Source organism: Sphingopyxis sp. YF1, from assembly GCF_022701295.1.
GTDB lineage: Bacteria > Pseudomonadota > Alphaproteobacteria > Sphingomonadales > Sphingomonadaceae > Sphingopyxis.
On record NZ_CP033204.1, the window covers coordinates 3,958,590 to 3,985,159 of the forward strand.

Annotated in this window: 23 protein-coding genes; 14 read left to right on the forward strand and 9 right to left on the reverse strand. The window is 68.0% G+C overall.

Translation table 11 applies throughout. The features are described from left to right. The first annotated feature begins 66 nt into the window (after positions 1-66). Genes ftsE through EAO27_RS19125 form a run of 4 tightly spaced genes read left to right on the forward strand, consistent with a single transcriptional unit; the run spans position 67 to position 2,971 of the window. Positions 67-798: a cell division ATP-binding protein FtsE gene (gene ftsE, locus EAO27_RS19110; RefSeq protein ID WP_242773705.1), complete on the forward strand. Its 732-nt coding sequence runs from the start codon at positions 67-69 to the stop codon at positions 796-798. A 54-nt stretch (positions 799-852) separates the two neighbouring features. Further along, positions 853-1,719, forward strand: a complete 867-nt coding sequence (locus tag EAO27_RS19115; RefSeq protein WP_242773708.1) for a cell division protein — start codon at positions 853-855, stop codon at positions 1,717-1,719. After that, a complete protein-coding gene (locus EAO27_RS19120) occupies positions 1,716-2,246 on the forward strand; it encodes a YdcF family protein (RefSeq protein WP_242773710.1) in 531 nt (176 codons plus the stop codon). The genes EAO27_RS19115 and EAO27_RS19120 overlap by 4 nt, the downstream gene beginning before the upstream one ends. Further along, entirely contained in the window at positions 2,243-2,971 is a 729-nt protein-coding gene (locus EAO27_RS19125) for a lysophospholipid acyltransferase family protein (protein WP_242773713.1), read from the forward strand. Before EAO27_RS19120 ends, EAO27_RS19125 begins: the two co-directional genes overlap by 4 nt. Positions 2,972-2,989: 18 nt before the next feature. Here the strand turns inward: EAO27_RS19125 and EAO27_RS19130 are convergent, their stop codons facing one another. Then, positions 2,990-4,681 carry a D-aminoacylase gene (locus EAO27_RS19130; protein WP_242773716.1) on the reverse strand — a complete coding sequence of 564 codons (1,692 nt, stop codon included), beginning with the start codon at positions 4,679-4,681 and terminating at the stop codon, positions 2,990-2,992. Between the two features lie 137 nt (positions 4,682-4,818). Between EAO27_RS19130 and EAO27_RS19135 the strand changes: the two genes are divergently transcribed. After that, on the forward strand, positions 4,819-5,787 hold the full coding sequence (locus EAO27_RS19135; RefSeq protein ID WP_278190106.1) for a nitronate monooxygenase family protein: 969 nt from the start codon (positions 4,819-4,821) through the stop codon (positions 5,785-5,787). 193 nt (positions 5,788-5,980) lie between these two features. Here the strand turns inward: EAO27_RS19135 and EAO27_RS19140 are convergent, their stop codons facing one another. Genes EAO27_RS19140 through EAO27_RS19150 form a run of 3 tightly spaced genes read right to left on the reverse strand, consistent with a single transcriptional unit; the run spans position 5,981 to position 11,777 of the window. After that, positions 5,981-7,402: a TolC family protein gene (locus tag EAO27_RS19140; protein WP_242773723.1), complete on the reverse strand. Its 1,422-nt coding sequence runs from the start codon at positions 7,400-7,402 to the stop codon at positions 5,981-5,983. Then, a complete protein-coding gene (locus EAO27_RS19145; protein ID WP_242773726.1) occupies positions 7,399-10,599 on the reverse strand; it encodes a multidrug efflux RND transporter permease subunit in 3,201 nt (1,066 codons plus the stop codon). The genes EAO27_RS19140 and EAO27_RS19145 overlap by 4 nt, the downstream gene beginning before the upstream one ends. Beyond that, complete coding sequence (locus tag EAO27_RS19150) at positions 10,596-11,777, reverse strand: efflux RND transporter periplasmic adaptor subunit (protein ID WP_242773729.1); 1,182 nt, start codon at positions 11,775-11,777, stop codon at positions 10,596-10,598. The genes EAO27_RS19145 and EAO27_RS19150 overlap by 4 nt, the downstream gene beginning before the upstream one ends. 149 nt (positions 11,778-11,926) lie before the next feature. Here EAO27_RS19150 and EAO27_RS19155 point away from each other — a divergent pair, with 149 nt between their 5' ends. Then, the gene (locus EAO27_RS19155; RefSeq protein ID WP_242773732.1) at positions 11,927-12,511 is read left to right on the forward strand and encodes a TetR family transcriptional regulator; all 585 of its coding nucleotides are present in this window, start codon (positions 11,927-11,929) and stop codon (positions 12,509-12,511) included. 17 nt (positions 12,512-12,528) lie between these two features. On the opposite strand, the gene EAO27_RS19160 is transcribed toward EAO27_RS19155, so the two are convergent. The 4 genes from EAO27_RS19160 to EAO27_RS19175 all read right to left on the reverse strand — a co-directional run bounded on the left by EAO27_RS19160 (position 12,529) and on the right by EAO27_RS19175 (position 19,116). Further along, positions 12,529-15,819, reverse strand: coding sequence for an error-prone DNA polymerase (locus tag EAO27_RS19160; protein WP_242773735.1), 3,291 nt, complete (start codon positions 15,817-15,819; stop codon positions 12,529-12,531). Continuing rightward, positions 15,816-17,354 carry a DNA polymerase Y family protein gene (locus tag EAO27_RS19165; RefSeq protein WP_242773737.1) on the reverse strand — a complete coding sequence of 513 codons (1,539 nt, stop codon included), beginning with the start codon at positions 17,352-17,354 and terminating at the stop codon, positions 15,816-15,818. Before EAO27_RS19165 ends, EAO27_RS19160 begins: the two co-directional genes overlap by 4 nt. Beyond that, on the reverse strand, positions 17,257-18,045 hold the full coding sequence (locus EAO27_RS19170; RefSeq protein ID WP_242773745.1) for a hypothetical protein: 789 nt from the start codon (positions 18,043-18,045) through the stop codon (positions 17,257-17,259). The genes EAO27_RS19165 and EAO27_RS19170 overlap by 98 nt, the downstream gene beginning before the upstream one ends. A 171-nt stretch (positions 18,046-18,216) precedes the next feature. After that, positions 18,217-19,116 (reverse strand): LysR family transcriptional regulator, encoded by a 900-nt coding sequence (locus tag EAO27_RS19175; protein ID WP_242773748.1) that lies wholly within the window; start codon positions 19,114-19,116, stop codon positions 18,217-18,219. A 98-nt stretch (positions 19,117-19,214) separates the two neighbouring features. On the opposite strand from EAO27_RS19175, the gene EAO27_RS19180 reads away from it, so the two are divergent. From EAO27_RS19180 to mmsB, 8 genes are all read left to right on the forward strand, one after another. After that, complete coding sequence (locus tag EAO27_RS19180) at positions 19,215-20,708, forward strand: CoA-acylating methylmalonate-semialdehyde dehydrogenase (protein ID WP_242773750.1); 1,494 nt, start codon at positions 19,215-19,217, stop codon at positions 20,706-20,708. Between the two features lie 61 nt (positions 20,709-20,769). After that, on the forward strand, positions 20,770-21,306 hold the full coding sequence (locus tag EAO27_RS19185; RefSeq protein WP_242773757.1) for a hypothetical protein: 537 nt from the start codon (positions 20,770-20,772) through the stop codon (positions 21,304-21,306). Positions 21,307-21,331: 25 nt separating this feature from the next. Beyond that, positions 21,332-21,634, forward strand: coding sequence for an I78 family peptidase inhibitor (locus EAO27_RS19190; RefSeq protein WP_242773769.1), 303 nt, complete (start codon positions 21,332-21,334; stop codon positions 21,632-21,634). Next, positions 21,627-22,028 carry a RidA family protein gene (locus EAO27_RS19195; protein WP_242773771.1) on the forward strand — a complete coding sequence of 134 codons (402 nt, stop codon included), beginning with the start codon at positions 21,627-21,629 and terminating at the stop codon, positions 22,026-22,028. The genes EAO27_RS19190 and EAO27_RS19195 overlap by 8 nt, the downstream gene beginning before the upstream one ends. Then, positions 22,025-23,170 (forward strand): acyl-CoA dehydrogenase family protein, encoded by a 1,146-nt coding sequence (locus EAO27_RS19200; RefSeq protein WP_242773773.1) that lies wholly within the window; start codon positions 22,025-22,027, stop codon positions 23,168-23,170. Before EAO27_RS19195 ends, EAO27_RS19200 begins: the two co-directional genes overlap by 4 nt. Then, positions 23,167-24,228, forward strand: coding sequence for an enoyl-CoA hydratase/isomerase family protein (locus EAO27_RS19205; protein WP_278190107.1), 1,062 nt, complete (start codon positions 23,167-23,169; stop codon positions 24,226-24,228). Before EAO27_RS19200 ends, EAO27_RS19205 begins: the two co-directional genes overlap by 4 nt. Before the next feature lie 99 nt (positions 24,229-24,327). Further along, positions 24,328-25,110 carry an enoyl-CoA hydratase-related protein gene (locus tag EAO27_RS19210; RefSeq protein WP_242773777.1) on the forward strand — a complete coding sequence of 261 codons (783 nt, stop codon included), beginning with the start codon at positions 24,328-24,330 and terminating at the stop codon, positions 25,108-25,110. A 46-nt stretch (positions 25,111-25,156) separates the two neighbouring features. Then, the gene (gene mmsB / locus EAO27_RS19215) at positions 25,157-26,071 is read left to right on the forward strand and encodes a 3-hydroxyisobutyrate dehydrogenase (protein ID WP_347567149.1); all 915 of its coding nucleotides are present in this window, start codon (positions 25,157-25,159) and stop codon (positions 26,069-26,071) included. 119 nt (positions 26,072-26,190) lie between these two features. On the opposite strand, the gene EAO27_RS19220 is transcribed toward mmsB, so the two are convergent. Continuing rightward, positions 26,191-26,418, reverse strand: a complete 228-nt coding sequence (locus EAO27_RS19220; RefSeq protein WP_242773795.1) for a hypothetical protein — start codon at positions 26,416-26,418, stop codon at positions 26,191-26,193. Positions 26,419-26,570: the final 152 nt, after the last annotated feature.

Here is a 26,570-nt window from a genome sequence, read left to right on the forward strand (position 1 = left end):
CATCATGCGGGCCTGTGCTGCACCATGGACGCGAAAAAACCGGGGCCGCCGCTCCGGCGTGACGCCATGACGGATGCCGCCCCCGGCCGCACCGGCGGCGCGATGGTCGAATTCGACCGCGTCGGGCTGCGCTATGGCCCCGATGCCGAAATCCTGTCCGACGTCAGCTTCAATCTCCAGCCCGGCAGCTTCTATTTCCTCACCGGCGCGTCGGGCGCGGGCAAGACCTCGCTGCTGAGGCTCCTTTACCTCGCGCAGCGGCCGAGCCGCGGGCTGGTGCGGCTGTTCGGCGAGGATCTGGTCAGCATGCCGCGCCATCGCCTGCCCGGGTTTCGCCGCCGCATCGGCGTGGTCTTCCAGGATTTCCGGCTGATCCCGCATTTGTCGGCGCGTGACAATATCGCGCTGCCGCTGCGCATCGCGGGGGTCGGCGAGTCCGATCTTGCGGGGCCGGTGGGAGAGATGCTGAGCTGGATCGGGCTCAACGAGCGCGCCGAGGCCTTTCCGCCGACGCTGTCGGGCGGCGAGCAGCAGCGTGTCGCGATCGCGCGCGCCGTGATCGCGCGTCCGCAGCTGCTCGTCGCCGACGAACCGACGGGCAACGTCGATCCCGAAATGGCGATGCGGCTGCTCGGCCTGTTCGAGGCGCTCAACCGCCTCGGCACCACGGTGATCGTCGCGACGCACGACATCCACCTGATCAGCCGCATCGACAATGCGCAGATGATGCGGCTCGAAAAGGGCCGGCTCGCCGATCCGACGGGGGCGCTGCGCTACCCGCCGGCGAACCGGGCCTAGGGGCGCGATGCCACTATGATCATCCCGCGCGTTCCCGTCCAGCATCGCCGTCTTTTGCCCGACCGCCGTCTGTCGGGCCCCACGCCGTGGGTGATCGCGATCCTGATGATGCTGACCCTGCTCGCCGCCGGGGCGGGGGTCGGGCTGGCGCGCGCGGCGAACAATATCGGCGACGCGATCGCCGGCCGGGTGACGGTGCAGATCGTCACCGCCAACCCCGAAGTGCGCGCGCAGCAGGCCGCTGCGCTCACCCGCCGCGCCGCCGCGGCGCCCTATATCCGCGGCACGCGTCGCGTCGCGCAGGAGGAACTGGTCGCGACGCTCGGCCAGTGGCTCGGCAGCGCGGGCGGCGACGATCCGGTGCTGCGCTCGCTGCCGCTGCCGGCGCTCGTCGACATCGATTTTGTCGGGGGCGAGCGCGCGGGCCAGCTCGCGCAGCTTCGTGCGCTGGTCGCCGAGGTCGCGCCGGGCGCGCGCGTCATCCCGCACGCCGAATGGCTGGGTCCGGTCGCACGACTGATCCGCAGCCTCGCATGGGTTGCGGCGGGGCTCGTCGTGCTGATGACCGCGGCGAGCGCGGCGATCGTGATCATGACCGCGCGCGCCGCGCTCGGCACCCATTATGCGACGATCGAGATGCTCCATCTGATCGGTGCCACCGACCGCCAGATCACGCGGCTGTTCCAGCGCCGCATCGCGATCGACACCGCCTACGGCATCGCGCTGGGGACGGCGGTCGCCGCCGCGATCATCCTGCTGATCGGTTGGCAATGGTCGGGGGTCACCGCAGGGCTCGCCGCGACCGCCTCGCTCGGGCCGGCGGGCTGGGCGCTCTTGGCAGCGCTGCCGCTATTGGCTATCGCGCTCGCAGCCCTGACCGCGCGGTTGACCCTGCTCGCCGCGCTCAAGAAGATTTTATGATCAAGCGCCTGATTTCCATCCTGTTCCTGGTCTGGGTGCTCGGCTTCGCCTGGTTCGCGCTGCTGCTGCCGCTGCCCGCGGGCGACGAAAAGACCGACGCGATCGTCGTGCTGACCGGCGGTCCCGGGCGCATCGACCGCGCGCTCGAACGGCTCGAGGTGGGGACCGCGAAGCGCCTGCTGATCAGCGGCGTCGCGCGCGAGGTCAAGCCGCGCGAACTCGCCGCCGAATATAAGCGCCCGCAGCAATTGTTCGACTGCTGCATCGCGCTGGGTTTCGAGGCCGAGGACACGCGTTCGAACGCGACCGAGGTCGCGACCTGGGTTGCGCGGCGCAACTACAAGAGCGTGCGGCTGATCACCACCGACTGGCACATGCGCCGTGCCGAATATGAAATCGGCCGCGCGATCGGCAGCGACGTTAAGATCGTCCCCGATGCGGTACGCAGCCAGCCCAATTTCGCGACGCTGTTCCGCGAGTATCACAAATATCTCGCGGGGCTGGCGGGCGGGATGCTCGGCCTGTGAAATATCCGGTCGCGCTGGTCCGCTCGATCCTCTTCTGGATCGCCTTCGTGGCGATGAGCAGCTTTTCGTCGATCGGCGCGGTGATCTCGCTGCCGATCTCGCACAAGGCGACGATCTGGTTCGTGCGCATCTGGGCGCAGGCGCACCGATTGTTCTGCCGCTTTCTCCTCGGTCAGCGCATCGTCGTCGAGGGCGCGATGCCCGATGCGCCGGTGCTCTATGTCTTCAAGCATGAATCGGCGTTCGAGACGGTCGAGCAACCGATGCTGTTCCGGCATCCCGCGGTGTTCGCCAAGGAAGAGCTGTTCTCGATCCCCGTCTGGGGCCAGGCGGCGCGCTTTTACGGGCTGATCCCGGTCGACCGCGACGGCGGGGGCAAGGCGATGCGCGCTATGCTCGGCGCGGCGAAGGGGGCGCTCGCGGCGGGGCGCCCGCTGGTGCTGTTCGCCGAAGGCACGCGCGTCGCGCACGGCGAAGCGCCGCCGCTGCGCCCGGGCTTTGCGGGCATGTACCGGCTGCTCGGCGTCGATGTCGTCCCCGTCGCGGTGGACAGCGGCATCGCCTATCCGCCGCGCCGCTGGGTCAAATGGCCGGGAACGATCACCTATCGCGTCGGCGAGACGGTCCCCGCGGGCCTGCCGCGCGAAGAGGCGGAGGCGCGGGTGCGCGCGGCGATCAACGCGCTCAACCCGCCCGAGGCGCTGTCCGCCCCGCCGCCGGCCTGACCGCGCGCCGCGTGTCGGTCAGCGGCAGCGCTGCCAGCCTGCGCCGCGCACCGCACGCCCCGGGGTTGCGCCGCTGGGTTCGCCATCCTTCAGCACCGCGACGCCGTTGACGAAAACGTCGCGGACGCCGACCGAATATTGGTGCGGTTTTTCGAAGGTCGAGCGGTCGGCGATCGCCGCGGGATCGAATATCACGACATCGGCGTGATAGCCGGGTTTCAGCGCGCCGCGTTCCTTGATCCCGAGGTTCGTCGCGGGCAGGGTGGTCAGCCGGTACACCGCCTCTTCGAGCGGGATCAGCTTTTCGTCGCGGACATAGCGGCCGAGCAGCCGCGCGAAATTGCCGTAGGTGCGCGGGTGTGCGCCCGATTTCAGGAAGACGCCTTCGGCCGATTGCGATGCGGCGTCGGACCCGAAGCTCATCCACGGCAGCTGCACCTGCCGCCGCACATTGTCCTCGGACATCAGGAAATAGACGGTGCCGACGCGCGACCCGTCCTCGACGACAAGGTCCATAGCGGTTTCCTCGGGGCTCTTGCCGCGCATCGCCGCAACCTCGGCGAGCGTCTTGCCGGTGAGCGGCTTGAGCGCGTCGTTCTTGAAACCCGACAGGATCATCTTGTCGGCGCCCGCGCCATGATAGAGATTCTCCCAGTCGCTCCCCGGCCCCTTCATCTCGGCGGCGACGCGCGCGCGGATGGCGGGGTCCTTCAGCCGTTCGATCCACGCCTCGAGCCCGCCCGCCTGCACCCAGGTCGGCATCGCCGCGTCGAGTCCCGTCGCGCCCGCGGTATAGGTGTACATGTCGGCGGTGATGCGCTGCCCTGCGGCGCGCGCCGCCTCGACCTTTTCCACGACCGGCGCGAGCTTGCCCCAATTGTCGCGCCCCGCCATCTTGAGGTGATAGATTTCGGCGGGCGCGCCCGAACGGCGCGAAATCTCGATCAGTTCGTCGACCGCCTGCTCGAGCCGGTCGCCCTCGGAGCGCATGTGGCTGATGTACATGCCGCCGCATTGCGCGGCCTCGCGGGTGAGCGCGACGAGTTCGTCGGTTTCGGCATAGGAGCCGGGGGCGTAGATCAGCGAGCTGCCGACGCCGAGCGCGCCCTCGTTCATTGCCTGCCGGACCAGCGCCTGCATCCTCGCGAGCTGTTCGGGGGTCGGATCGACGTCGCCTTCGCCGAGCTCGTGCACGCGCACCGTCGCGGCGCCGACGAAGCTTGCGACATTGGTCGCGATGCCGCGCTTTTCGAGCCAGCCGAGATAGTCGCCGAGGCTGGTCCATTCGATCGGATATTTGATGTCGCCCTGGCGCTCGGTTTCCTGCGTCTTCATCGCGGGGTTCATCGGGCCCATCGACCAGCCTTCGCCCATCACCTCGAGCGTCACCCCCTGCCGGATATCGCTCTGGCTGCGCGGGTCGGCGATCAGCGATTCGGTCGCCCAGCTCAGCATGTTGATGAAGCCCGGCGCGACCGCCATGCCGTTCGCCGGCACTTCGGTCCTGCCCTTGCCGTCGACCTTGCCCACCGCGACGATGCGGTCGCCGCGGATCGCCACATCGCCCGCGACCGGCGCCGCGCCCGACCCGTCGTAGAGCGTGCCGCCGCGGATCACGAGGTCGTAGGCGGGGGGGTGCGCCGCGGTCGCCACCGAGAGTGCGGCCAGGCTGCCGAACAGGGCGAGCGACATCCCGATACGCCGTTTCATCACCATCGTCTTCCTTCCGTCAGTGCCGAACCGCCTGCATCCTGCCCGAGCCGCGCGCGCGTGGCTATCGGCATTATCGGGCTTGATCGCCACCCGCGGGCGCGCCAAGGGCTTGGCGACAGAAAATGGGAGGACACATGATCAAGACGCGTATCACCGAGATGTTCGGCATCGAGACCCCCATCGTGATGGGTGGCATGACCGGCGTGGGTTATGGCGAACTGGTCGCTGCGGTCGCGAATGCCGGCGCGCTGGGTTTCATCACCGCGCACATGTATCCGACCGGGCAGGCGCTGTTCGACGAGATCGAGGCGACGCGCAAGCTGACCGACAAGCCTTTCGGCGTGAACCTGACGCTGCTGCCGTCGATCAACCCGATCCCCTATGACGATTATCGCGAGGCGATCATCGCCAGCGGGATCAAGATCGTCGAGACCGCGGGCCGCGCGCCGACCGACCATCTGCCGCGCTTCAAGGAAGAGGGCGTCAAGGTCATCCACAAATGCACCTCGGTCCGCCATTCGGTGTCGGCGGTGAAGAAGGGCGTCGACGTCATCAGCATCGACGGTTTCGAATGCGCGGGCCACCCCGGCGAGGATGATGTCGGCCTCGTCGTGCTGCTGCCCGCGACGGTCGACGCGCTCCCCGACACGCCGATCATCGCGTCGGGCGGCATGGCCGACGGACGCAGCCTGATCGCCGCGCTCGCGCTCGGCGCCGATGCGGTGAACATGGGCACGCGCTTCTGCGCGACGGTCGAGGCGAAGATCCACCAGAATGTGAAGCAACGCATCGTCGATGCGAACGAGACCGACACCGTGCTCGTCGGCCGGACGTTGCGCAACACCGCACGCGTCGCCAAGAACGCCGTGTCGGTCGAGGTCGCCGAAATCCAGCGCGACCCGACCAAGACCTTCGACGACGTCAAGCATCTGATGGCGGGCGTGCGCGGGCGCGAGAATGTGCTGCGCGACGGCGACGTCGACGGCGGCATCTGGACCAGCGGGCAGAGCCAGGCGCTAATCCACGACATCCCCACCTGCGCCGAGGTGGTCGCGAACATCATGCGCCAGGCCGAAGCCGTGCGCGCAAAGATCGCGGGATAAGGCCTGCCACCCCTCCCCTTCAGGGAGGGGCTTGGGCGCGCTGTGTGCGCCATATGACCCGTTCACCCTGAGCCTGTCGAAGGGCCGTTCTTTCTTGCGGGTGTCGCAGAAAGAAGAACAGTGCTTCGACAGGCTCAGCACAAACGGATTGGGGGATGCTGCGAATTTAACACACGATGCCCTTGTCGCCCGCCTAAACCGCCGTTTCCTGCCAGCCGCCGCCGAGCGCGAGGAAGAGCGAGACGAGGCTTGTCGCGCGCGCCTGTTCGGACTGGGCGATGCTGGCGTTGATCGCGGCGAGCGAGCGTTCGGCGTCGAGCACGACCTGAAAAGCCTCGCGCCCCGCCTGATAGCGCAGCCGCGCGATGCGCGCCGCTTCGCCCGCCTCGGCCGCGGCGCGGCGCAGCGCCGCGAGGCGATCGAGTTCGCCGGCATAGGCTGCGAGCGCGCCTTCGGTTTCCTCGAGCGCCGACAGCCACGCGCCGTCGAAGGTCGCGAGCGCGGCGTCGGCGCCGGCTTCGGACTGTTTCAGCCGCGCGCGCGCGACCTCCATATTGGGGAAGCTCCACGAGATCAGCGGCCCGAGCGAGAAGCGGAAGCCGTCGGACGAGCCGAGACCCGAGACCGACGGCGCGGTCGTGCCGATCGAACCGCCGAGGCGGATGCTCGGGAACAGGTCGGCGGTGGCGACGTTGACGCGCGCCGCCGCGGCGGCGAGCTGGCGCTCGGCGCGGCGGATATCGGGGCGCCGCGCAAGGAGGGTCGCGCCGTCGCCGACCGGGATCGGGCGTGCGAGTTCGGGCGGCGCCTGGCACGCGAGTACCGCCTGCGGCGCTTCGGCCGGCGGCTTGCCGGTGAGCACCGCGAGGCGATAGAGCGCCGCCGAGCGCTGCGCGGTGAGCGTCGGAATCGCGGCGCGCGTCTGTTCGAGCAGCGCGCCCGCCTGACCGGTTTCGAGCCGCGTCGCGCGGCCGCCTTCGAACAGGCGGCGCGTCAGGTCGAAGGTGTTCTGCTGGATGCGCAGCGTGTCTTCGGCGACCGCGATCTGGCGATTGTACGAACAGACGTCCGAATAGGCGCGCGTCGTTTCGGCCGCGACGGTGATCCGCGTCAGGTCGAAGGCCGCCTGCACGGCATCGGCGTCGGCGCGGCTCGCGCGGATCGCGCTTTCGACGCGCCCGAACAGGTCGACCTGGTAACCGACATCGAGCCCGACGTCATAGCTTTCGCCCTCGACCGACCCGGCGCCGAGCGGGTTGCGCTGCCGCGCATAGGTACCGCTGGCGCCGACGCTCGTCGTCGGCAGCCGCCCGGCGCGCGATTCGCGCAGCACCGCGCGCGCCTGCGCCAGATTGGCGGCGGCGACACGCAGGTCGGTGTTCGCCACCAGCGCCTGGCTTACCAGATCGTCGAGCAACGGGTCGCCGAACAGGCTCCACCATTGCCCCGGCGGCTGGTCGCCGGTGAAGGCGGGCGACTTGCCCGCTTCGAGGAAGGGGGTCTGCGACGGCGCCGCGGGGGTCGGCGACACATAGCGCGGACCGACGGTGCACGCTGACAGCGCGAGGGCGCTGACGGCGGCGAGCGCGAGGGTGGGTTTCAGCTTGCGGGTCATGATTGCGCCTCCAGCGGCGTATCGTCCGCATTGTCTGTCTTGTTTGCCCCCTTGCGTTTCATCCGGTCGCCGAGCCCGCGGCACACGACATAGAACACGGGGGTGAAGATCAGGCCGAAGATGGTCACCCCGAGCATGCCGAAGGTCACCGACGTCCCGAGCGCCTGCCGCATCTCCTGTCCCGGCCCGCTCGCGACCGCGAGCGGAAGGACGCCGAAGATGAAGGCGAAGCTGGTCATCAGGATCGGGCGCAGGCGCGACCGCGCGGCATGGACCGCGGCATCGAGCACGTTCATGCCATCCTGTTCCTCGGCCTGCTTGGCGAACTCGACGATCAGGATCGCATTCTTCGCGGCGAGCGCGATGAGCACGACCAGACCGACCTGGACGAGGATATTGTTGTCCATCCCGCGCAGATTGACCCCGAGCATCGCCGCGAGAATGCACATCGGCACGATCAGGATCACCGCGAGCGGCAGCGGCAGCGATTCATATTGCGCCGCGAGCACGAGGAAGACGAAGACCACCGCGAGCAGGAAGATCAGCACCGCGCCGCTGCCCGCCGCCTTTTCCTGATAGGCAAGCCCCGTCCATTCGTAGGAGAAGCCCGCCGGCAGCGTCTTGGCGGCCAGCCCTGCCATCGCGGTCAGCGCCGCACCCGACGAGACGCCCGATGCTGCCGCGCCCTGCAGTTCGACCGCGGGGAACATGTTGTAGCGCACGACGCGCGTCGGTCCGCTGTCGTCGCGGAAGGTCGCGACCGACGAGAGGGGCACCATTTCGCCCGAGGTCGAGCGCACCTGCAGCCGGCCGACATCCTCAATCTTGCTGCGCGCAGTCGGTTCGGCCTGCGCCGTCACGCGGAAGGTCCGCCCGAGGAAGTTGAAGTCGTTGACATAGGTCGACGCCAGATAGGTGCCGAGCGCGGCATAGACCTGGCTCGGGTCGACCCCCAGCATCTGCGCCTTGTCGCGGTCGACGTCGGCGAAGATGCGCGGGCTTCCGGTGTTGAACAGTGAGAAGACCTGCGTCACTTCGGGCACCTGCTGGGCGCCGCCCATCATCGCGCCGGTGACCTGTTCGAGCTCGCGATAGCTGCCGCCGCCGGTCGCCTGGAGCATCATCGTGAAGCCGTTGCCGGTGCCGAGCCCCGGCACCGCGGGCGGTGCGATGACAAAGGCATTGGCGTCGGGAAGTGCCGCCGCCATCGCACCCGACAGCTGCTGCGACAGCGCCACCGCGCTGCGTTCCTTGCCGCGTTCGCCCCAGTCGGTCAGGCGGATGAACATCGTGCCGGCGTTCGACGCGGTCGAGAAGCTCGATCCGTCGAGGCCCGCGAAGGTCGAAATGCTGTCGACGCCCTCGACGCCCGACACGACCTGCTGCGCGCGCTTCAGGACGTCGCTCGTGCGGTCGAGCGACGCGCCCGGCGGCAGCTGGACGACGCCGATCAGCACGCCCTGATCCTGATCGGGAATGAAACCCGTCGGGGTGTCGGTGAGCCGCCAGCCGGTGAAGGCGAGCAGCACCGCATAGATGACGAGCATCAGTCCGGTCTTGCGGACCAGATTCGCGGTCGTGCGGCCATAACGGTCGGCGAGATTGTCGAAACCGCTGTTGAACTTGTCCGCAGCGCGGCGGCCGAAGCGCAGGAGCGGATTTTTCGGTTCTTCGCGGTGGCCGGTTTCGTGCGGCTTCAGGAGCAGCGCCGCCATAGCGGGCGACAGCGTCAGCGACGTCAGCAGCGAGAAGAGCGTCGCCGCCGCGATGGTCACCGCGAACTGCTGGTAGAAGATGCCGGGAATGCCGGGGACGAAGGCGGTCGGCACGAACACCGCGACGAGCACGAGGCTGATCGCGATCAGCGCACCCGACACTTCGCCCATCGTCCGGTGCGCGGCCTCGCGCGGGCCGAGCCCTTCGCGCATATGCTTTTCGACCGCTTCGACGACGACGATCGCATCGTCGACGACGATGCCGACCGCGAGCACGAGCGCGAACAGCGACAGCGAGTTGATCGAATAGCCGAGCGCGAGCTGGACGAAGAAGGTGCCGACGAGCGCGACCGGGATCGCGACGATCGGGATGATCGCGGCGCGCCAAGTCTGGAGGAAGACGAGCACGACGAGCACGACGAGGAAGATCGCCTCGACGAGCGTTTCCTGCACCGCGGTCACCGACGCCTGGACATATTCGGTCGGGTTGAACGGAATCGAATATTCGAGCCCCGGGGGGAAGTCGGCCGAGGCCTTCTCGATTTCCTGAAGCACCAGATTGGCGGCGTTGAGCGAGTTGGCGCCCGGCTGCTGGATCACCGCCATGCCGACGCCTTCCTTGCCGTCGAACACGCCGCGCACGCCATAATCCTGGCTGCCGAGTTCGACCCGCGCGACATCCTTCAGCCGCGTGATCGCGCCGTTCTGCGTGTCGGTCTTGATGACGACATTGGAAAACTGCTCGGGCGTGACGAGGCGGCCGGGGACCTCGACGGGCAGTTCGAACGCCGGGTTGCCCTTGCCATAAGGCGGGGCGCCGACCGAACCGCCGGCGACCTGGACGTTCTGGCTTTGCAGCGCCGCGACGATTTCGGGCGCGGTCATGTTGCGCGCGGCCGCCTTGTCGGGGTCGATCCACACGCGCATCGAATAATTGCCGCCGCCGAAGATCTGCACGCCGCCGACGCCCTCGAGGCGCAGCAGCCGGTCGCGCAGCGTCGAGTTGGCGTAGTTGCCGACATAGTCGGTGTCGACCGCGGGATCGCTCGACGTCAGTGCGACGATCATCAGGAAGCCCGATTCCTGCTTGTTCACCTGCACGCCGATCTGGCGCACCTGTTCGGGCAGGCGCGGCTCGGCGAGCGCGACGCGGTTCTGAACCAGCACCTGCGCGGCATCGAGGTCGGTGCCCGGCTGAAAGGTGACGGTGATCTGTGCGGCGCCCTGCGTCGAGCTGCTCTGGAGATAGAGCATATTCTCGACGCCGTTGATTTCCTGCTCGAGCGTCGAGGCGACCGTCTCGGCGATCGTCTCGGACGAGGCGCCCGGATAGGCCGCGGTGATGCTGATCGTCGGGGGCGCGATCTCCGGATATTGGGCGAGCGGCAGCTGCGGATAGGCGAAGGCGCCGATCAGCGTGATGAAGATCGCGATGACCGCCGCGAAGATCGGGCGGTCGACGAAGAAGCGGCTGAAATTCACTTCTTCGCTCCCTCGGCGGCGGCCGGGGCCTTGGCCGCCGGGGCGACCTTGGAGGTGATGACCTTGCCGTCATTGCCGATCCGGCCGGCTTCGACCTTGGCGGGCTTGCCCGGCATCGCGCGCTGGAGGCCGCCGACGATCACGCGGTCCTTGGCGGTGATGCCCGAGCGGATCACGCGCAGCCCGTCGATCACGGGGCCGAGCTGCACCGGGCGTGCCTGGACGACGTCCTTGGGGCCGATCACATAGACGACGCGGCGCGCGCCGTCGGTGACGATCGCGGTATCTGGGAGCAGGAACGCCGGGCGCGGCGCCGAGGCGGCGAGCTGGAGCTGGCCGAACAGGCCGGGGCGCAGCTTGCCGTCGGGGTTCTGGACGACCGCGCGCACCGCGATCGTTCCCGATCCGGTCGACAGCGCATTGTCGACGAAATCGATGCGGCCGGTGCGGCTGTAGTCATCTTCGCCCTGCAGCTTGATGCGCACCGGCGAACCCTGCAGCGTGTCGCCGCGGCGTTCATATTCGAGCAGGCTCGCCTCGGAACCCTGGAAGCTGAAGTGGATCGGGCTGGTCGACACGATCGTCGTCAGCACCGTCTGGTCGGCGCTCACCGAATTGCCCGGATCGACGAGACGCTGCGATACGCGGCCCGAGATTGGCGCGACGACGCGGGTGAAGCCGACGTTGAGCGCGGCGGCGCGAATCGCGGCGTTGGCGGCGGCGACATCGGCTTCGCCGGTGCGCACCGCGGCGCGGCGCTGCTCGACCTCTTCCTGGCTCGCGGCCTGCGACGCGGCGAGCGTCGTCGAGCGTGCGAGCTCGGTTTTGGCGTTGGCGAGCGTCGCCGACGCGCGCGCGAGCTGCGCGCGCGCCTGGTCGAGCGCGGCCTGCGACGGGCGGGCGTCGATGGTGAACAGCAACTGCCCGGCGCGGACATATTGGCCGTCGGTGAAATGCGCGCGCTGCAGATAGCCTGAGGCGCGCGGGCGCACCTCGACGCTGTCGACCGCTTCGAACCGGCCGACATAATCATCCCATTCGGTGATTTCGCGCACCAGCGGAGCCGCCGCGGTCACGGGCAGCGCGGGCGGGCCGCCCTGGGCGTCGTCGCTGCCCGAGCAGGCGGAAAGCAGCAGCGAAAGGAGGAGCGAAAGCGCGAGGGGGCGGCGCAGGGTCATGGGCGATATCTTTTCTTTTCAGGGCGGTCCGGCACCGCGCGGCAGGGAGGGGGGAGTCGCTGCACGATGCCGGTTCGCGCCGACTAATCTGCATCACAAAACAAGTCAACAGCTGTTGATTTATTTCTCAGCCGCGATAAATGCGGCGCATGGAGAGAGAGATCATAATCAAAAAGCGTGACGCTGTCGCGACGCGCGCGAGCATCCTCGCGGCGGCGCACCAGCGTTTCCTGCGCGAAAGCTATGACGGCGTGGGGCTGCGCGACATCGCGGGCGACGCAAAGGTCGACGTCGCGCTGATCAGCCGGTACTTCGGCGGCAAGGAAGGGCTGTTCCGTGAAGTGCTCGCCGACGAAACGCGGCCGCGGCTGTTCCGCGACGCGCAGGACATCGCCGACCTGCCTGCCTTTCTGGCCCAGATCGTCGTCGAGGACGAGGGCGACGACCGGCAACAGCGGATGGAGATGTTCATCATCATGCTGCGTTCGGCGTCGTCGCCCAGGGCGGGGCAGATCATCCGCGACCTTGTCCAGCTCGACGTGCTCGGCCCGCTGACCGAACTGATCGGCGGCGAACAGGGCGAGTTGCGCGCGAACATGCTGCTCGCGATCCTGACGGGGGTGGGTGTGCTGCGCACGATCATGATGGTCGACGGCTTTTCGGGCGACGCGGCCGAGGTCGCCGAATGCGCCGATCGCTTCCGCGGTCTGTTCGAGGCCGCGCTGACCTGCTGAAAAGGATACGGCGCGGCTCAATGGAAATCGCGCGACCGGGGCAGAATGCGCACGTCGCGCGGATGGCCGTGGCGCGCGCCGCGCGGCGGCTGCGGATGCGCGATCTCGTCGGCGCGGCAAAGGTCGGGGTGCGGCGCGGGACCGTCGCCGAGCGTGTCGAGCAGGCCGGTGCGGTCGACGATGCGACTGGCCATCAGGTGGACGACGCCCTCGCGGCTGCGCTGGACCTCGCCCGCGACTTCCATCAGCCGTGACGCCATGACGGCACGCCGGTAGCGCTCGAACTGGCGGGCCCAGAGCAAGACATTGACGATCCCGCCCTCGTCCTCGAGCGTGATGAAGATCGCATTGCCCTTGCCGGGGCGCTGGCGGATCAGCACCACCCCCGCGGTGCGGACCAGCGCGCCGTTTTTCGCGGCGCCGGTCTGGAGGCAACTCGACAGTCCCTCGCGCGCGAGCCGGTCGCGCAGGAAAGCCATCGGATGGCCTTTGAGCGACAGCCGCGTCGTCTGGTAATCGGTCAGCACCTGTTCGACGAGCGGGGTCGGCGGCAGTTGCGCATCGGCCTCGGCGCCGAGTTCGTCCGCCCCGGCCGCCCCGAACAGGGGAAGCACCCCCTGCCGCACGCGCCGGGCGTCCCACAGCGCCGGACGGCGTTCGAGTCCCAGCGAATGGCAGGCGTCGGCCTCGGCGAGCAGGCGCAACGCGCGCGCGGGCAGGCCGGCCCGGCGCGCGAGCTCCTCGATCGATGTGAAGTCATGGCTTCGCGCTGCGACCAGCTTTTCCGCCCATTCCGCGCGAAACCCGTCGACCTGCCGGAACCCCAGCCGCAGCGCGAGCGCGCCATCCTCCCGCCGTTCGAGGCTGTTGTCCCAGCCGCTGAAATTGACATCGACTTCGCGCACCTCGACCCCATGTTCGCGCGCGTCGCGCACGAGCTGCGCGGGGGCGTAGAAACCCATCGGCTGCGAATTGAGGATGCCGCAGGCGAAGACCGCCGGATGATGGCATTTCAGCCACGACGAGACATACACCAGCTTGGCGAACGATTGGGCATGACTTTCGGGAAAGCCATAGCTCCCGAAGCCCTCGATCTGCTTGAAGCAGCGCGCGGCGAAATCGGGCTCGTAACCGCGGCGGACCATGCCGCCGATCATCTTTTCCTTATATTGATGGATCGTCCCGGCATTGCGGAAGGTCGCCATCGCGCGCCGCAGGCCGTTGGCCTCGTCCGGCGTGAACTCGGCAGCGACGATGGCGAGCTTCATCGCCTGCTCCTGAAACAGCGGGACGCCACATGTCCTGCTCAGCAGGTGGTAGAGTTCCCTGGGATCGTGCGGCGGAGCAGGCGAAGGATAATCCACCGCTTCCTCGCCGTTCCTGCGTTTCAGATATGGGTGGACCATATCTCCCTCGATCGGCCCCGGCCGGACGATCGCGACCTGAATGACAAGGTCATAGAATTCACGCGGGCGCAGCCTCGGCAGCATGTTGATCTGCGCGCGGCTCTCGACCTGAAAGACGCCGATGCTGTCGCCCTTGCACAGCATGTCGTAAACGACCGGATCTTCTCCAGGGAGCGATTTGAGATGGTGGTCGCCCAGATCGTGCAGCCGCATCAGGTCGAAGCATTTGCGGATACAGGTCAGCATGCCGAGTGCGAGCACATCGACCTTCATCAGCGCCAGCTCGTCGATGTCGTCCTTGTCCCATTCGATGAAGGTGCGATCCTCCATCGCGGCATTATGGATCGGCACGGTCTCGTCGAGCCGGTCCTCGGTCAGCACATAGCCGCCGACATGCTGCGACAGGTGGCGCGGAAAGGTCAGCAGCTGCGAAACCATCCATTGCAGCCGCGCGATATCGTCCTGCTCGGGGTCGAGGCCGGCTTCGACGAAACGCTCGATCGGCATCTCGCTGCCCCAGCTGCCCCAGGTCGTGTCGGCGAGCCGCTGCGTCACATCCTCGCTGAGCCCCAGCGCCTTGCCGACCTCGCGCACCGCGCTACGCGGGCGATAATGGATCACCGTCGCGGCGATCCCCGCGCGCCGTCTTGTGTAGCGGCGATAGACATATTGCATCACCTCCTCGCGTCGCTCGTGCTCGAAATCGACGTCGATATCGGGCGGCTCGCGCCGCTCTTCGGACAGGAAGCGCGTGAAGAGCAGATTGTTCGCGACCGGGTCGATCGAGGTGATTTCGAGCAGGTAGCAGACGAGCGAATTGGCCGCCGACCCGCGCCCCTGACACAGGATCGGAGGATTCTGTGTGCGTGCGAATTTGACGATGTCGTGGACGGTCAGAAAATAGCAGGCGAAATTGCATTTGCGGATGAGGGTCAGTTCCTCCTTGAGCACATCCTGCCATCGCTGCGGCAATCCGTCGGAGTGCAGCTTGTTGGCGGCTTCCATCACCATATGTTCCAGCCAGCTCTGCGGCTCCCACCCTTCGGGTACCGGCTCGTGCGGATATTCATATTCGAGATCGCGGAGCGAAAAGCTGATGCGATCGAGTATCTTGAGGCTCTCGTCGACCGCTCCGGGGCAAGTGCGGAACAGGCGGTGCATTTCTTTCGGCGATTTCAGATGGCGTTCGCCATTGGCGCGCAGCAAGCGGCCGGCATCGTTCAGATTTGTGCCTTCGCGGATGCAGGTGACGACATCGTGCAAAGCCCGCTGCTCGCGCGTTGCGTAAAGCGCGTCATTGGTCGCGAGCAGCGGAATGCCGACGCGGTCGGCGAGCGCTTCGAGCCGGGCAAGGCGGCGGCGGTCCGCTCCGCCATGCGGCATCGTCGTGCCGAGCCACAGCGCCCCGGGCGCAGCCCTTGCGAGGCGGTGCAGCAGGAATTCGTCCTGCTCCGAGCCTATCGCGATCAGCAACAGATCCTCGCAATGGATCAGCAGATCCTTGAACTTGAGGATGCAATTGCCCTTCTCGGCGCGGCGATTGCCGATGGTGAGCATGCGCGTCAGGCGGCCCCAGCCATGGCGCGTCGCCGGATAAGCAATTATGTCGGGCGTCCCGTCGTCGAACACCAGCCGCGCCCCGACGACGAGCTTGAACGGTGGGAGTTCGGTCCCCTCTTCGGCGGCTTCCTCACCCAGCTTGCGTAGCCCGGTCAGCGCCCGCACGACCCCCGCGACGCTGTTGCGGTCGGCGATGCCGAGGCCCGTCATGCCGAGCGCGATCGCTTCGGCAACCATGTCGGCGGGGTGCGAGGCGCCGCGCAGGAAGCTGTAGTTCGTGGCCGTGACCAGTTCGGCGAAGGCGAGTTCGGGCGGAGCGCTCGGGGATGGTTCCGTGCTCATGCGAACACCCCGTGGATATACCAGCGCGGGTCGGGTTTTTCGTCGTAGAGCCCGTGGCGGAACAGCCAGTAGCGGCGGCCCTGCGCATCTTCGACGCGGTAATAGTCGCGCGTCAGCCCGGCGTTGTCGCGGCGGCGCCACCATTCGGCGGCGATACGTTCGGGGCCTTCGTAGCGGCGCACCGCATGCGCCTGCCGCCGCCAGCGGAACTGGTGCGGCGGGCCGTCGGGGACCTCGGCGATTACCTCGATCGGCTGCGGCGGGTCGAAGAGATGGAAGGGGCGCGCCGGCGGCTCGCCGGGCTCGGGGGTCTGCCACGGTGCGGGCGGCGGGGCGTCGATCGCGGGCAGCGCGAGCTGCGCCTGTTCGGGAATATGCGTGTCGGCGGCGAGCAGACGTTTCACCTGCTTCCGGCCGAGGCGCGTCGTCATCCGGTCGACGAGTTCGTCGATGACGGGATCGCGCACCGCGCCGCCTTCGAGCCGCAATTGCGTCGCGCCGAGCGCTTCGAGTCGCGGCACCGCGAGGCGGATCATGTCGAAACCGAAACCGGGGTCGAGCGGGTCGGCGAGGCTGTCCATCCGTTCGGCGAAGAGGCGCATGACGAGCGCGGTGTCGCGCGTCGGGTGGCCGGTTTCGATCGCGATGCTGCGTGCCAGGCCATCGCTGCGGAAAAAGGTGGCGCGGAAATGGCGCCCGCCCTTGCCGCGTTCGCCCAGCTCTTCCATCGCTTCCCCGACCAGTTCGGCCAGCACCTTCGTGGCATGCGCGGTGCTGCCGAGCGGTTCGGCGAAGCGGCGCTCGGCCGCGACGGGGGGCGGGGCGATGCGCGGGTCGAGCGGGCTCGGCGCGTCGCCGAGGATGCGGCGCAGCGCATCGACAGCATCGGCGCCGAAGCGCGCGGCGATATTCGCCATCGGCCGGTTCGCAAGCTCGCCGATCGTCTTGAGGCCGGCGCGCACCAGTGCGGTCGTCGCCTCGGGTTCCAGCTCGAGCGCCGCGACGGGCAGGCGGCGCACCGCCTGCGTCTCGTCGGGAGCGGGGCGCGTCTGGTAGCGCGCGAGCGCGCGCGCCGCGTCGGCGGTCGGACCGAGCGCGATGCGGACGTGCATGCCGAGGCGGGCGAGACGCATTTCGACATCGGCGACCAGCCCCGCCTCGCCGCCGAACAGATGGTCGGTGCCGGCGATGTCGAGGATCAGCCCGTCGGGGGCGTCGATCGCCACCAGCGGCGTATAGCGGTTGCAGCCCAAGGCAAGCCGGTCGAGCCAGGCGGCGTCGGCGACCGGATCGTGCGCCACGACGAGCAGCTCGGGCACCCGCGCGCGCGCGTCGGCGAGCGGCATGCCGGGAGCAAGCCCGGCCGCCTGCGCCGCCGGATCGACACTCGCGAGACGGAGCGCGCCGCGTGCCTTTTCGGCGAAGACGAGTGGAGGGTCAGGCGGCCGCGGCGCCGAGCGAAGCCATCGCTCGGCGGGCAGCCACGGGAAGAACAGCGCCAGATAGCGCCGGGTCCCCGAAGACTTGTCCGTCATGTTGCCATTCCATTTGCCAGCGCCCGCCCGCCGCGCCGCCGCGCCAGCGCAGGAGTTCGAGGTCGAAGACGGGAGCGCCGGGGGCATTGGCCTCGAGCGCGCGCGAGGGTGCCGCGGCGACACTCCAGCGCGTTTCGGCGACCGAGGGGGAAGGCGCCGCATTCAGTCGCAGCAGCAGCAGGGTCGTTCCCGCGTCGCGCGCACCGAGCGCGAGGCGGCGCCCCGCGGTCAGGTCGAGCAGGGGGAATTTGCCCCAGCTTTCGACGATGACTGCCGCCGAACCCGCGCAGCGGACCGCGTCGTTGGCGCAGGCGAGCAGCAATTGGGGGTCGGGCGCCTCGATCAGTAGCAGCCGGTCGGGATCGCCGCCGAGTTCGGCGATACCCGGCGCATAAATATGTCCGCCGCGCCGTCCCGCGTCGGCGGTGCGCAGCCAGACCAGCGGCGCCGGGCCGGGGAGGCGGAGCGCGAGCAGCGCGGCGAAGGCGGCGGCGCTCGTCGCGTCGAGCGCGTCGGCGGCGAAAAATTCATGGACACGGCCGGTCGCCAAGCCGCCGTGGAGCGCGGCGTCGAACCCGGCATGTCCGCTCGCGAGCCGCCCCGCGCTTGTCGCGCGCGGCTGGGTCTCGCCGGTGATCCGGGCGAGACGCCGGCGCAGGCCGGCGATAGAAGGGTGCGACTCGCTGGGCATGATGTTCCTGATTTGTTCTATTAGCGCTGTCGGTCGGGCGCTTGTCAAGACGCGTCCCGTCACATCGCCCCCGTCATTGCGAGGAGCCGAAGGCGACGCGGCAATCCAGAATGTGCGTAAACCGCTCTGGGTCGCTTCCCCCGGCTTTTGCCGGGGTCGCAATGACGATGACTAGATTTCCGGCGACGCCGGAACCAGCAGCCCCCGGTTCTCGCGCACCTCGGCGTCGAGCCAGTCGATGAAGGCGCGGATGCGCGGTTGCGGCGCGACGTCGCGGTGGAGCGCGAGCCAGAAGGCGCGCGCGATCGTCTGGCCGGGGCGCACGCGCACCAGCGCCGGATCGCCCGCGGCGAGAAAGCAGGGGAGCACGCCGACCCCGGCGCCGCCCGCGATCATCCGTCGCTGCGCGAGGATCGACGACGACCGGATGTTGGCGCGCAATCCCGGCTCGATCTCGTCCAGATAGTCGAGCTCGGGGGCATAGAGGATGTCGGGCATATAGCCGATCACCGGGATGCCCGCGCGCGACAGCGGTGTCGCGGCGACCGCGTCCTGCCAGTCGAGCCGCGCGGCGGGGGCGTAGAGGCCGAGGCTGTAGTCGGACAGCTTGCGCGTGATCAGCGGACCCTTGCGCGGCCGCGCGAGCAGCACCGCCATGTCGGCCTCGCGCCGCGACGGGTTGAGAAAACCCGACGAGGCGACGAGGTCGATCTCGAGCTCGGGATGCGCGGCGACGAAGCCCGCGAGGCGCGGTGCGATGAAGCTGTTGCCGAAGCCTTCGGAGACGCTGACGCGCAATTGTCCCGACAGCGCCGACCCGCCGCCCTCGGCCAGATGGATGCGCGCCGCCGCCGCCGCCATCGCCTCGGCGTGCGGGACGAGCGCGCGCCCCGCCGCGGTCAGGACGAAACCCGAAGGCGCGCGCTCGAACAGCGTCTGGCCGAGCGCAGCCTCGAGCGCGCTCACCCGGCGGCTCACCGTGGTCGCGTCGACGTGCAGCGCCTGCCCGGCGCGCGCGAGCGTGCCGTGGCGTGCGACCATCAGGAAATATTGCAGCCTGTCCCAGTCCATTGCCTGCAATTATGCAGTATAGTCCTGCAAGTCTATCCCTTGCAATCGTGCGGCGATTGGGGTCAGTCGGCGCCAACTTCTTGCGGGAGACTCGGACAATGCGACAGATCGACCATCATATCGCCGGCGGCACCGGCGGCGGCAGCCGCTTCGGCGACGTGCTCGACCCCAATAATGGCGGCGTGCAGGCGCAGGTCGCGCTCGGCGATCGCGCCATCCTCGACCGCGCGGTCGCCGCGGCGAAGGCGGCGCAGCCGGCATGGGCCGCGACCAACCCGCAGCGCCGCGCGCGCGTGATGTTCGAATTCAAGCGCCTCGTCGAAGCCAATATGAACCAGCTCGCCGAAATGCTGTCGGCCGAGCATGGCAAGGTGATCGCCGATTCGAAGGGCGACATCCAGCGCGGGCTGGAAGTCATCGAATTCTGCTGCGGCATCCCGCACGTGCTGAAGGGCGAATATACGCAGGGCGCCGGCCCCGGGATCGACGTCTATTCGATGCGCCAGCCGGTCGGCATCGGCGCGGGCATCACCCCGTTCAACTTCCCCGCGATGATCCCGCTGTGGATGGGCGGCGTCGCGACCGCGGTCGGCAACGCCTTCATTTTGAAGCCCAGCGAGCGCGACCCCTCGGTCCCGGTGCGCCTGTCGGAGCTGTTCCTCGAAGCGGGCATGCCCGAGGGGATTTTCCAGACCGTCCACGGCGACAAGGAAATGGTCGACGCGATCCTCGACCATCCCGACATCGGCGCGGTCAGTTTCGTCGGCTCGTCGGATATCGCGCATTATGTCTACAACCGCGGGGTTTCGAACGGCAAACGCGTGCAGGCGATGGGCGGCGCGAAGAACCACGGAATCGTCATGCCCGACGCCGATCTCGACCAGGTGGTCAATGACCTCACCGGTGCGGCCTTCGGTTCGGCGGGCGAGCGCTGCATGGCGCTGCCCGTCGTCGTCCCCGTCGGCGAAGACACCGCGAACCGCCTGCGTGAGAAACTGATCCCCGCGATCGAAGCACTCCGCGTTGGCGTGTCGACCGATACCGAAGCGCATTACGGCCCCGTCGTGACGGAGGCGCACAAGCAGAAGGTCGAGGGCTGGATCGCCAAATGCGCCGAGGAAGGCGCCGAACTGGTCATCGACGGCCGCGGCTTTGCGCTGCAGGGCCACGAAAAGGGCTTCTTCGTCGGTCCGACGCTTTTCGACCATGTCACCCCCGACATGGAAAGCTACAAGGAAGAGATTTTCGGCCCGGTGCTCCAGATCGTCCGCGCCCCCGATTTCGAAACCGCGCTCGAACTGCCCAGCAAGCATCAATATGGCAACGGCGTCGCGATCTTCACGCGCAACGGTCATGCCGCGCGCGAATTCGCCGCGCGCGTCAACGTCGGCATGGTCGGCATCAACGTGCCGATTCCCGTGCCCGTCGCCTATCATACGTTCGGCGGCTGGAAGCGCTCGGCGTTCGGCGACACCAACCAGCACGGCATGGAAGGCGTGAAGTTCTGGACCAAGGTCAAGACGATCACCGCGCGCTGGCCCGACGGGTCGCCCGATGGCGGCAATGCCTTCGTCATCCCGACGATGGGCTGACGAGGCAGGCGGTATGAAACCGGCGTCGGACATCGCGCATTTCTCCTCGCGAAGGAGAAGGATGATGATACGATGGACGATGCCCCTGGTTCTGCTGCTCGCCGCGTGTGGCGGTGCGGAGGACAAGAGGGCGCCCGCGACCGAAGAAAAAGCGAGCGTCGCGGCGCAGCCCGATGCCGCACCACCCGCGCCGGCCGAACCGGCGGGGGCGGAAGACTATAGGCCCGACCCCGCGCTTCGGCCGCCTGTCGCGCCCGAGCCGGGCATCGGCAGCGGCGACAAGGCAATCCCTGCTGCGATCCGGGGGCGCTGGGCGCTCGACGCGGGCGATTGCGCCAAGCGTCCGGGTACTGATCTGACCGCGCTGGTGATCGACGCCGCGAACCTGCGTTTCCACGAATCGCACGGCGAACTCGCGCGCGTTCGCGAGCGCAGCGCGAACCGCATCGTCGCCGACTACAAGTTCAGCGGCGAGGGGCAGGAATGGGACCGGCTGATGCTGCTGGACGTGGCGGACGGCGGCAAGGCGCTGGTCCGCCGCGACTATGGCGAGGGTGGCACCGCGGGGTCGCTGCGCTATACGCGCTGTGCCGGCTGACGGCGTTTTGAAAGGGAGACGAAGGATGGATATTCGCATCTTGGCACTTGCCGCCGCCTTGCCGCTTGCTGCCTGCGCGAGCAGCGAAACCCCTGTCGAATCGACCCCGCCGCCGTCGGCGGAGATGAGCTGCAAGGTCGACGCCGCGCAGTCGTTCGTCGGCCAGACCGCGAGCCCCGAACTCGGCGCGAGCGCGCTCAAGGCCAGCGGCGCGCGCACCTTGCGCTGGGGCCCGCCGCGTTCGGCGATGACGATGGATTATCGGCAGGACCGGCTGAACATCATGTACGACGACGCCTACAAGGTCACGCAGGTCAGCTGTGGCTGACCATTCGCGTCGCAATCATGCGTCGGCTTCCCCATTCGAACCCGTCTACGGCTACAGCCGCGCGGTTCGGGTGGGGAACCGGATCGACGTGGCGGGCTGCGCGCCGATCGAGCCCGACGGCACGTCGACCCCCGGCGATGCCGGCGCACAGGCGGCGCGCTGTCTGGCGATCATCGGGGAAGCGCTGGCCGCGCTCGGCGGCAGTTTCTCCGATGTCGTGCGCACGCGCATGTACATCACCGACCCCGCCGATGCCGATCTGGTCGGCCATGCGCACGGCGCCATATTCAAGGATATCCGCCCGGCCGCGACGATGCTCGTCATCCCCGCGCTGATCCGCCCCGAGTGGAAAGTCGAAATCGAAGCCGAAGCCATCATCGAGAACGGAAAATGACCGACCAGTTCCAGCTCACCGACGACCAGCTCGCCATCCAGGACATGGCGCGCAAGTTCACCGCCGACCGCATCACGCCCTTTGCGGCCGAATGGGACGAGAAAAGCCACTATCCCGTCGACGTGTGGAAGGCGGCGGGCGAGCTCGGCTTCGGCGCGATCTATGTCGCCGAGGAATCGGGCGGCATCGGGCTCGGCCGGCTCGAGGCGGCGCTGATCATGGAGGCGATGGCCTATGGCTGCCCCGCGACGAGTGCCTATGTCTCGATCCACAATATGGCGACGTGGATGATCGACCGCTTCGGCGGCGCCGGGATCAAGGCGCGCTTCCTGCCGAGCCTCGTCAGCATGGAAAAGATCGCGAGCTATTGCCTGACCGAACCGGGTTCGGGGTCGGACGCCGCAGCGCTCAAGACCACCGCGAAGCGCGAGGGCGACCATTATGTGCTCAACGGCACCAAGCAGTTCATCTCGGGCGCGGGCTACAACGACATCTATGTCTGCATGGTCCGCACCGGCGACGAGAAGTCGAAGGGGATTTCCTGCCTGGTCGTCGAAAAGGACACGCCGGGGCTCAATTTCGGCGCGCCCGAAAAGAAGCTCGGCTGGAATGCATCGCCTACGGCACAAGTGATCTTCGAGGATTGCCGCGTGCCGGTCGAAAACCTCGTCGGCGCCGAGGGCGACGGCTTCCGCTTCGCGATGGCGGGGCTCGATGGCGGCCGCCTCAACATCGGCGCCTGCTCGCTCGGCGGCGCGCAGCGCTGCCTCGACGAGGCGATCGCCTACACGAAGGACCGTCAGCAGTTCGGTCAGCCGATCGCCGATTTCCAGAATACGCAATTCACCCTCGCCGACATGGCGACCGACCTCGAAGCCTCGCGCGCGCTGCTCTATCTCGCCGCGGCGAAGGTCAGTGCGAACGCCCCCGACAAGTCGCGCTTCTCGGCGATGGCGAAACGGCTCGCGACCGACAATGGCAGCAAGGTCGTCAACGACGCGCTGCAACTGTTCGGCGGCTACGGATATCTGAAGGATTATCCGATCGAGCGTTTCTGGCGCGATCTCCGCGTCCATTCGATCCTTGAGGGAACCAACCAGGTCATGCGGATGATCGTCGGACGGGACCTGCTGCGCCAATGACCCCAGAATCTTCAAACGATATGCTGATCTCGACCGAGGGCGCCACCGGCCGCCTGTCGCTCAACCGCCCCAAGGCGATCCATGCGCTCAACCTCGACATGGTCCATGCCATGACCGGGGCGCTCGTCGCTTGGCGCGACGACGCCGCGGTGCAGGCGGTGCTGCTCGACCATAGCGAGGGGCGTGGTTTCTGCGCCGGCGGCGACATCGCCTTCCTGCGCAATTCGGCGCTGACCGACGACGGCGCCTCGGGCCGCCGTTTCTTCCACGATGAATATCAGCTCAACCACCTGCTCTTCACCTATGACAAGCCGGTGGTCGCCTTCATGGACGGCATCACCATGGGCGGCGGCGTCGGCATTTCGCTGCCCGCCAAATATCGCGTCGCGACCGAAAATACGCGGCTCGCGATGCCCGAGACGGGGATCGGCCTGTTCCCCGACGTCGGCGGCGGCTGGTATCTGTCGCGGCTCGAAGGCCGCGTCGGGCCCTTCCTCGCGCTCACCGGCGCGCGGCTCGACGGCGCCGAATGCCTCGCGCTCGGCCTCGCGACCCATTATCTGCCCTCGGACAAGCTCGCCGAGGCCAAGGCGCGCATCGCCGAACACCCCGATCGTATCGGCGGCATCCTCGGCGAACTGTCGGTAACCCCGCCCGAGGCGAAAATCCTCGCGCATATCGCCGAAATCAACCGGCTCTTTGCGTCGGACCGGCTCGAGGACATCCTCGCCGCGCTCGAAGCCGATCCGGGCGATTGGGCGGCAAAGGAACTCGCGGCGCTCCGCACCAAGAGCCCGCAAACCTGCAAGGTCGCGCTACGTCAGCTCGCCGACAGCCTCGACCTGCCCGATTTCGCCGCGAACATGGCGATGGAGTATCGCATCGGCAGCCGCGTGCTGACGCGCCCCGACTTCGCCGAGGGGGTGCGCGCGGTGATCGTCGAAAAGGACAATGCGCCGCAATGGAATCCGGCGACGGCAGAGGGGGTGGGCGACGATCTGATCGCGTCGATCTTCGCCCCGCTGCCCGCCGACGAAGAATGGAAACCCCTCGCTTAACCTCGCCACCCCGGACCTGATCCGGGTCCCGCTTCCGCAGCGTTGCCAAGCGGGATGCCGGATCAGGTCCGGCATGACGAAAAATCCGGAGAGAATCGCATGGCATACGAAACCCTACTCGTCGAACAGCGCGGCGCCGTCACGCTCGTCACGCTCAATCGCCCGCAGGCATTGAACGCGCTCAACTCGGGCGTGCTTGACGATCTGATCGCGGCGTTCGCTGCCTTCGAGGCCGACGACAGCCAGCGCTGCGCCGTCCTCACCGGATCGGGCGACAAGGCCTTTGCCGCGGGCGCCGACATCAAGGAAATGGCCGACAAACCCGCCGCCGACTTCTACCTTGAGGACTTCTTCTCGAAATGGACGAGCGACTTCGTGAAGAAGGTCCGCAAGCCGTGGATCGCGGCGGTCAACGGCTTCGCGCTCGGCGGCGGCTGCGAACTCGCGATGATGGCCGACTTCATCATCGCGTCGGAGAAGGCGAAGTTCGGCCAGCCCGAAATCAAGCTCGGCGTCGCACCGGGCATGGGCGGCTCGCAGCGGCTGACCCGCGCGATCGGCAAGGCGAAGGCGATGGAAATGTGCCTCACCGGCCGGATGATGGACGCCGCCGAAGCCGAGCGCTCGGGCCTCGTCGCCCGCGTCGTCGACCATGCGACGCTGGTCGACGACGCGGTGAAGACCGCAACGCTGATCGCATCGATGCCGCCGATGGCCGCAATGGTGAACAAGGACATGGTCAACGCGGCGTTCGAGACCTCGCTCGACCAGGGGCTGATCTACGAACGCCGCCTGTTCCAGATCCTCGCCGCGACCGAGGACAAGGCCGAAGGCATGGCTGCCTTCATCGAAAAGCGCGAAGGCGTGTGGAAGGGGCGGTGAGCCAAGCGTCATCCCAGCGAAAGCTGGGATCGGAGGCGTCCTAACGATAGCGGCCCCAGCCTTCGCTGGGGCGACGGAGAGAAATATGAAAATCGCATTCATCGGGCTCGGCAATATGGGCGGCGGCATGGCTGCGAATCTTGCCAAGGCGGGGCATGACGTCCGCGCCTTCGACCTTAGCGAAGAGGCGCTGGCGCGCGCCGTCGAGGCGGGCTGCACGCGCGCCGCATCGGCCGCCGAAGCCGTCACCGGCGCCGAAGCGGTGGTGACGATGCTCCCCGCGGGCAAGCATGTCGCGGGCGTCTATGACGGTGATGTCTTCCCCAATGCCGTTCCGGGCACCTTGCTGCTCGACTGCTCGACGATCGACGTCGCAACCGCGCGCGCCAACATCGAGGCCGCGACCGCCAGGGGCCTCGTCGCGGTCGACGCGCCGGTGTCGGGCGGCATCGCCGCCGCCAACGCCGGCACGCTGACCTTCATGGTCGGCGGCACCGACGAAGGCTTCGCGCGCGCCGAACCGATCCTCGCCAAGATGGGCAAGGCGGTGATCCACGCGGGCGGTGCGGGTGCGGGCCAGGGGGCGAAGATCTGCAACAATATGCTGCTCGGCGCGTCGATGATCGCGACGTGCGAAACGCTCGCGCTCGCGCAGAAGCTCGGGCTCGACCCGCAGACCTTCTTCGACATCGCCAGCGTCTCGTCGGGGCAATGCTGGTCGCTGACCTCTTACGCGCCGCTGCCCGGCGTCGGACCGGTCACGCCGGCCGACAATGGCTATGCCGGCGGTTTCGCGGCGGCGCTGATGCTCAAGGATCTGCGCCTCGCGATGGAAGCGGCGGAAAGCGTCGACGCCGACGTTCCGATGGGATCGAAGGCACGCGAACTTTACGAGGCGTTCGTCGAGGCCGACAAGGACGGCCGCGACTTTTCGGCGATCATCCAGACCTTGCAGGGCTGAACGCCGGGAACCATCTTCCACCAGTTTCGTCATCCCGGACTTGATCCGGGATCCATTCTTCCAAACGCTGCGTGAATGGACCCCGGATCAAGTCCGGGGTGACGATCACTGGGGCCAAGTCAGTAAAAATCCGCCGTCTCGCCGCCGTCCTTGCGGTCGCTCCGATGCACCTGCGTCGGCGCCTTGCGCTCGCCGGTGCGCACCTCGATCCGCCCGTCCACGCGCCGTATCTCGGCGGGCGCCAATATGCGCGCACGGGCCACGGCGACGGCGGTCGCCTGCGGCGTCGGCACGGGCGCGGCGGCCAGCGCGTTTCCGGCAAGCAGCAGGGCGGCGAGGAGCGGCATGGGCGTCATACTCCGCCCTAACGGCAGATGCTGCCAGCGCTTTAACCCTGAATCGCAACGTCCCGTGCAGGATTGCGGCGACGGATTGACAAAGAAAAGGCCGCCTGCCCCGCATCGGGACAGGCGGCCTTTTCTTGTTATCGTGCGAAAGG

Coding starts and splice junctions, on each gene's coding strand:
- ftsE (WP_242773705.1), top strand. CDS start 67: ATGACGGATGCCGCCCCCGGCCGCACCGGCGGCGCGATGGTCGAATTC.
- EAO27_RS19120 (WP_242773710.1), top strand. CDS start 1,716: ATGATCAAGCGCCTGATTTCCATCCTGTTCCTGGTCTGGGTGCTCGGC.
- EAO27_RS19130 (WP_242773716.1), bottom strand. CDS start 4,681: ATGAAACGGCGTATCGGGATGTCGCTCGCCCTGTTCGGCAGCCTGGCC.
- EAO27_RS19135 (WP_278190106.1), top strand. CDS start 4,819: ATGATCAAGACGCGTATCACCGAGATGTTCGGCATCGAGACCCCCATC.
- EAO27_RS19140 (WP_242773723.1), bottom strand. CDS start 7,402: ATGACCCGCAAGCTGAAACCCACCCTCGCGCTCGCCGCCGTCAGCGCC.
- EAO27_RS19150 (WP_242773729.1), bottom strand. CDS start 11,777: ATGACCCTGCGCCGCCCCCTCGCGCTTTCGCTCCTCCTTTCGCTGCTG.
- EAO27_RS19155 (WP_242773732.1), top strand. CDS start 11,927: ATGGAGAGAGAGATCATAATCAAAAAGCGTGACGCTGTCGCGACGCGC.
- EAO27_RS19160 (WP_242773735.1), bottom strand. CDS start 15,819: ATGAGCACGGAACCATCCCCGAGCGCTCCGCCCGAACTCGCCTTCGCC.
- EAO27_RS19165 (WP_242773737.1), bottom strand. CDS start 17,354: ATGACGGACAAGTCTTCGGGGACCCGGCGCTATCTGGCGCTGTTCTTC.
- EAO27_RS19170 (WP_242773745.1), bottom strand. CDS start 18,045: ATGCCCAGCGAGTCGCACCCTTCTATCGCCGGCCTGCGCCGGCGTCTC.
- EAO27_RS19175 (WP_242773748.1), bottom strand. CDS start 19,116: ATGGACTGGGACAGGCTGCAATATTTCCTGATGGTCGCACGCCACGGC.
- EAO27_RS19180 (WP_242773750.1), top strand. CDS start 19,215: ATGCGACAGATCGACCATCATATCGCCGGCGGCACCGGCGGCGGCAGC.
- EAO27_RS19185 (WP_242773757.1), top strand. CDS start 20,770: ATGATGATACGATGGACGATGCCCCTGGTTCTGCTGCTCGCCGCGTGT.
- EAO27_RS19190 (WP_242773769.1), top strand. CDS start 21,332: ATGGATATTCGCATCTTGGCACTTGCCGCCGCCTTGCCGCTTGCTGCC.
- EAO27_RS19200 (WP_242773773.1), top strand. CDS start 22,025: ATGACCGACCAGTTCCAGCTCACCGACGACCAGCTCGCCATCCAGGAC.
- EAO27_RS19205 (WP_278190107.1), top strand. CDS start 23,167: ATGACCCCAGAATCTTCAAACGATATGCTGATCTCGACCGAGGGCGCC.
- EAO27_RS19210 (WP_242773777.1), top strand. CDS start 24,328: ATGGCATACGAAACCCTACTCGTCGAACAGCGCGGCGCCGTCACGCTC.
- EAO27_RS19220 (WP_242773795.1), bottom strand. CDS start 26,418: ATGCCGCTCCTCGCCGCCCTGCTGCTTGCCGGAAACGCGCTGGCCGCC.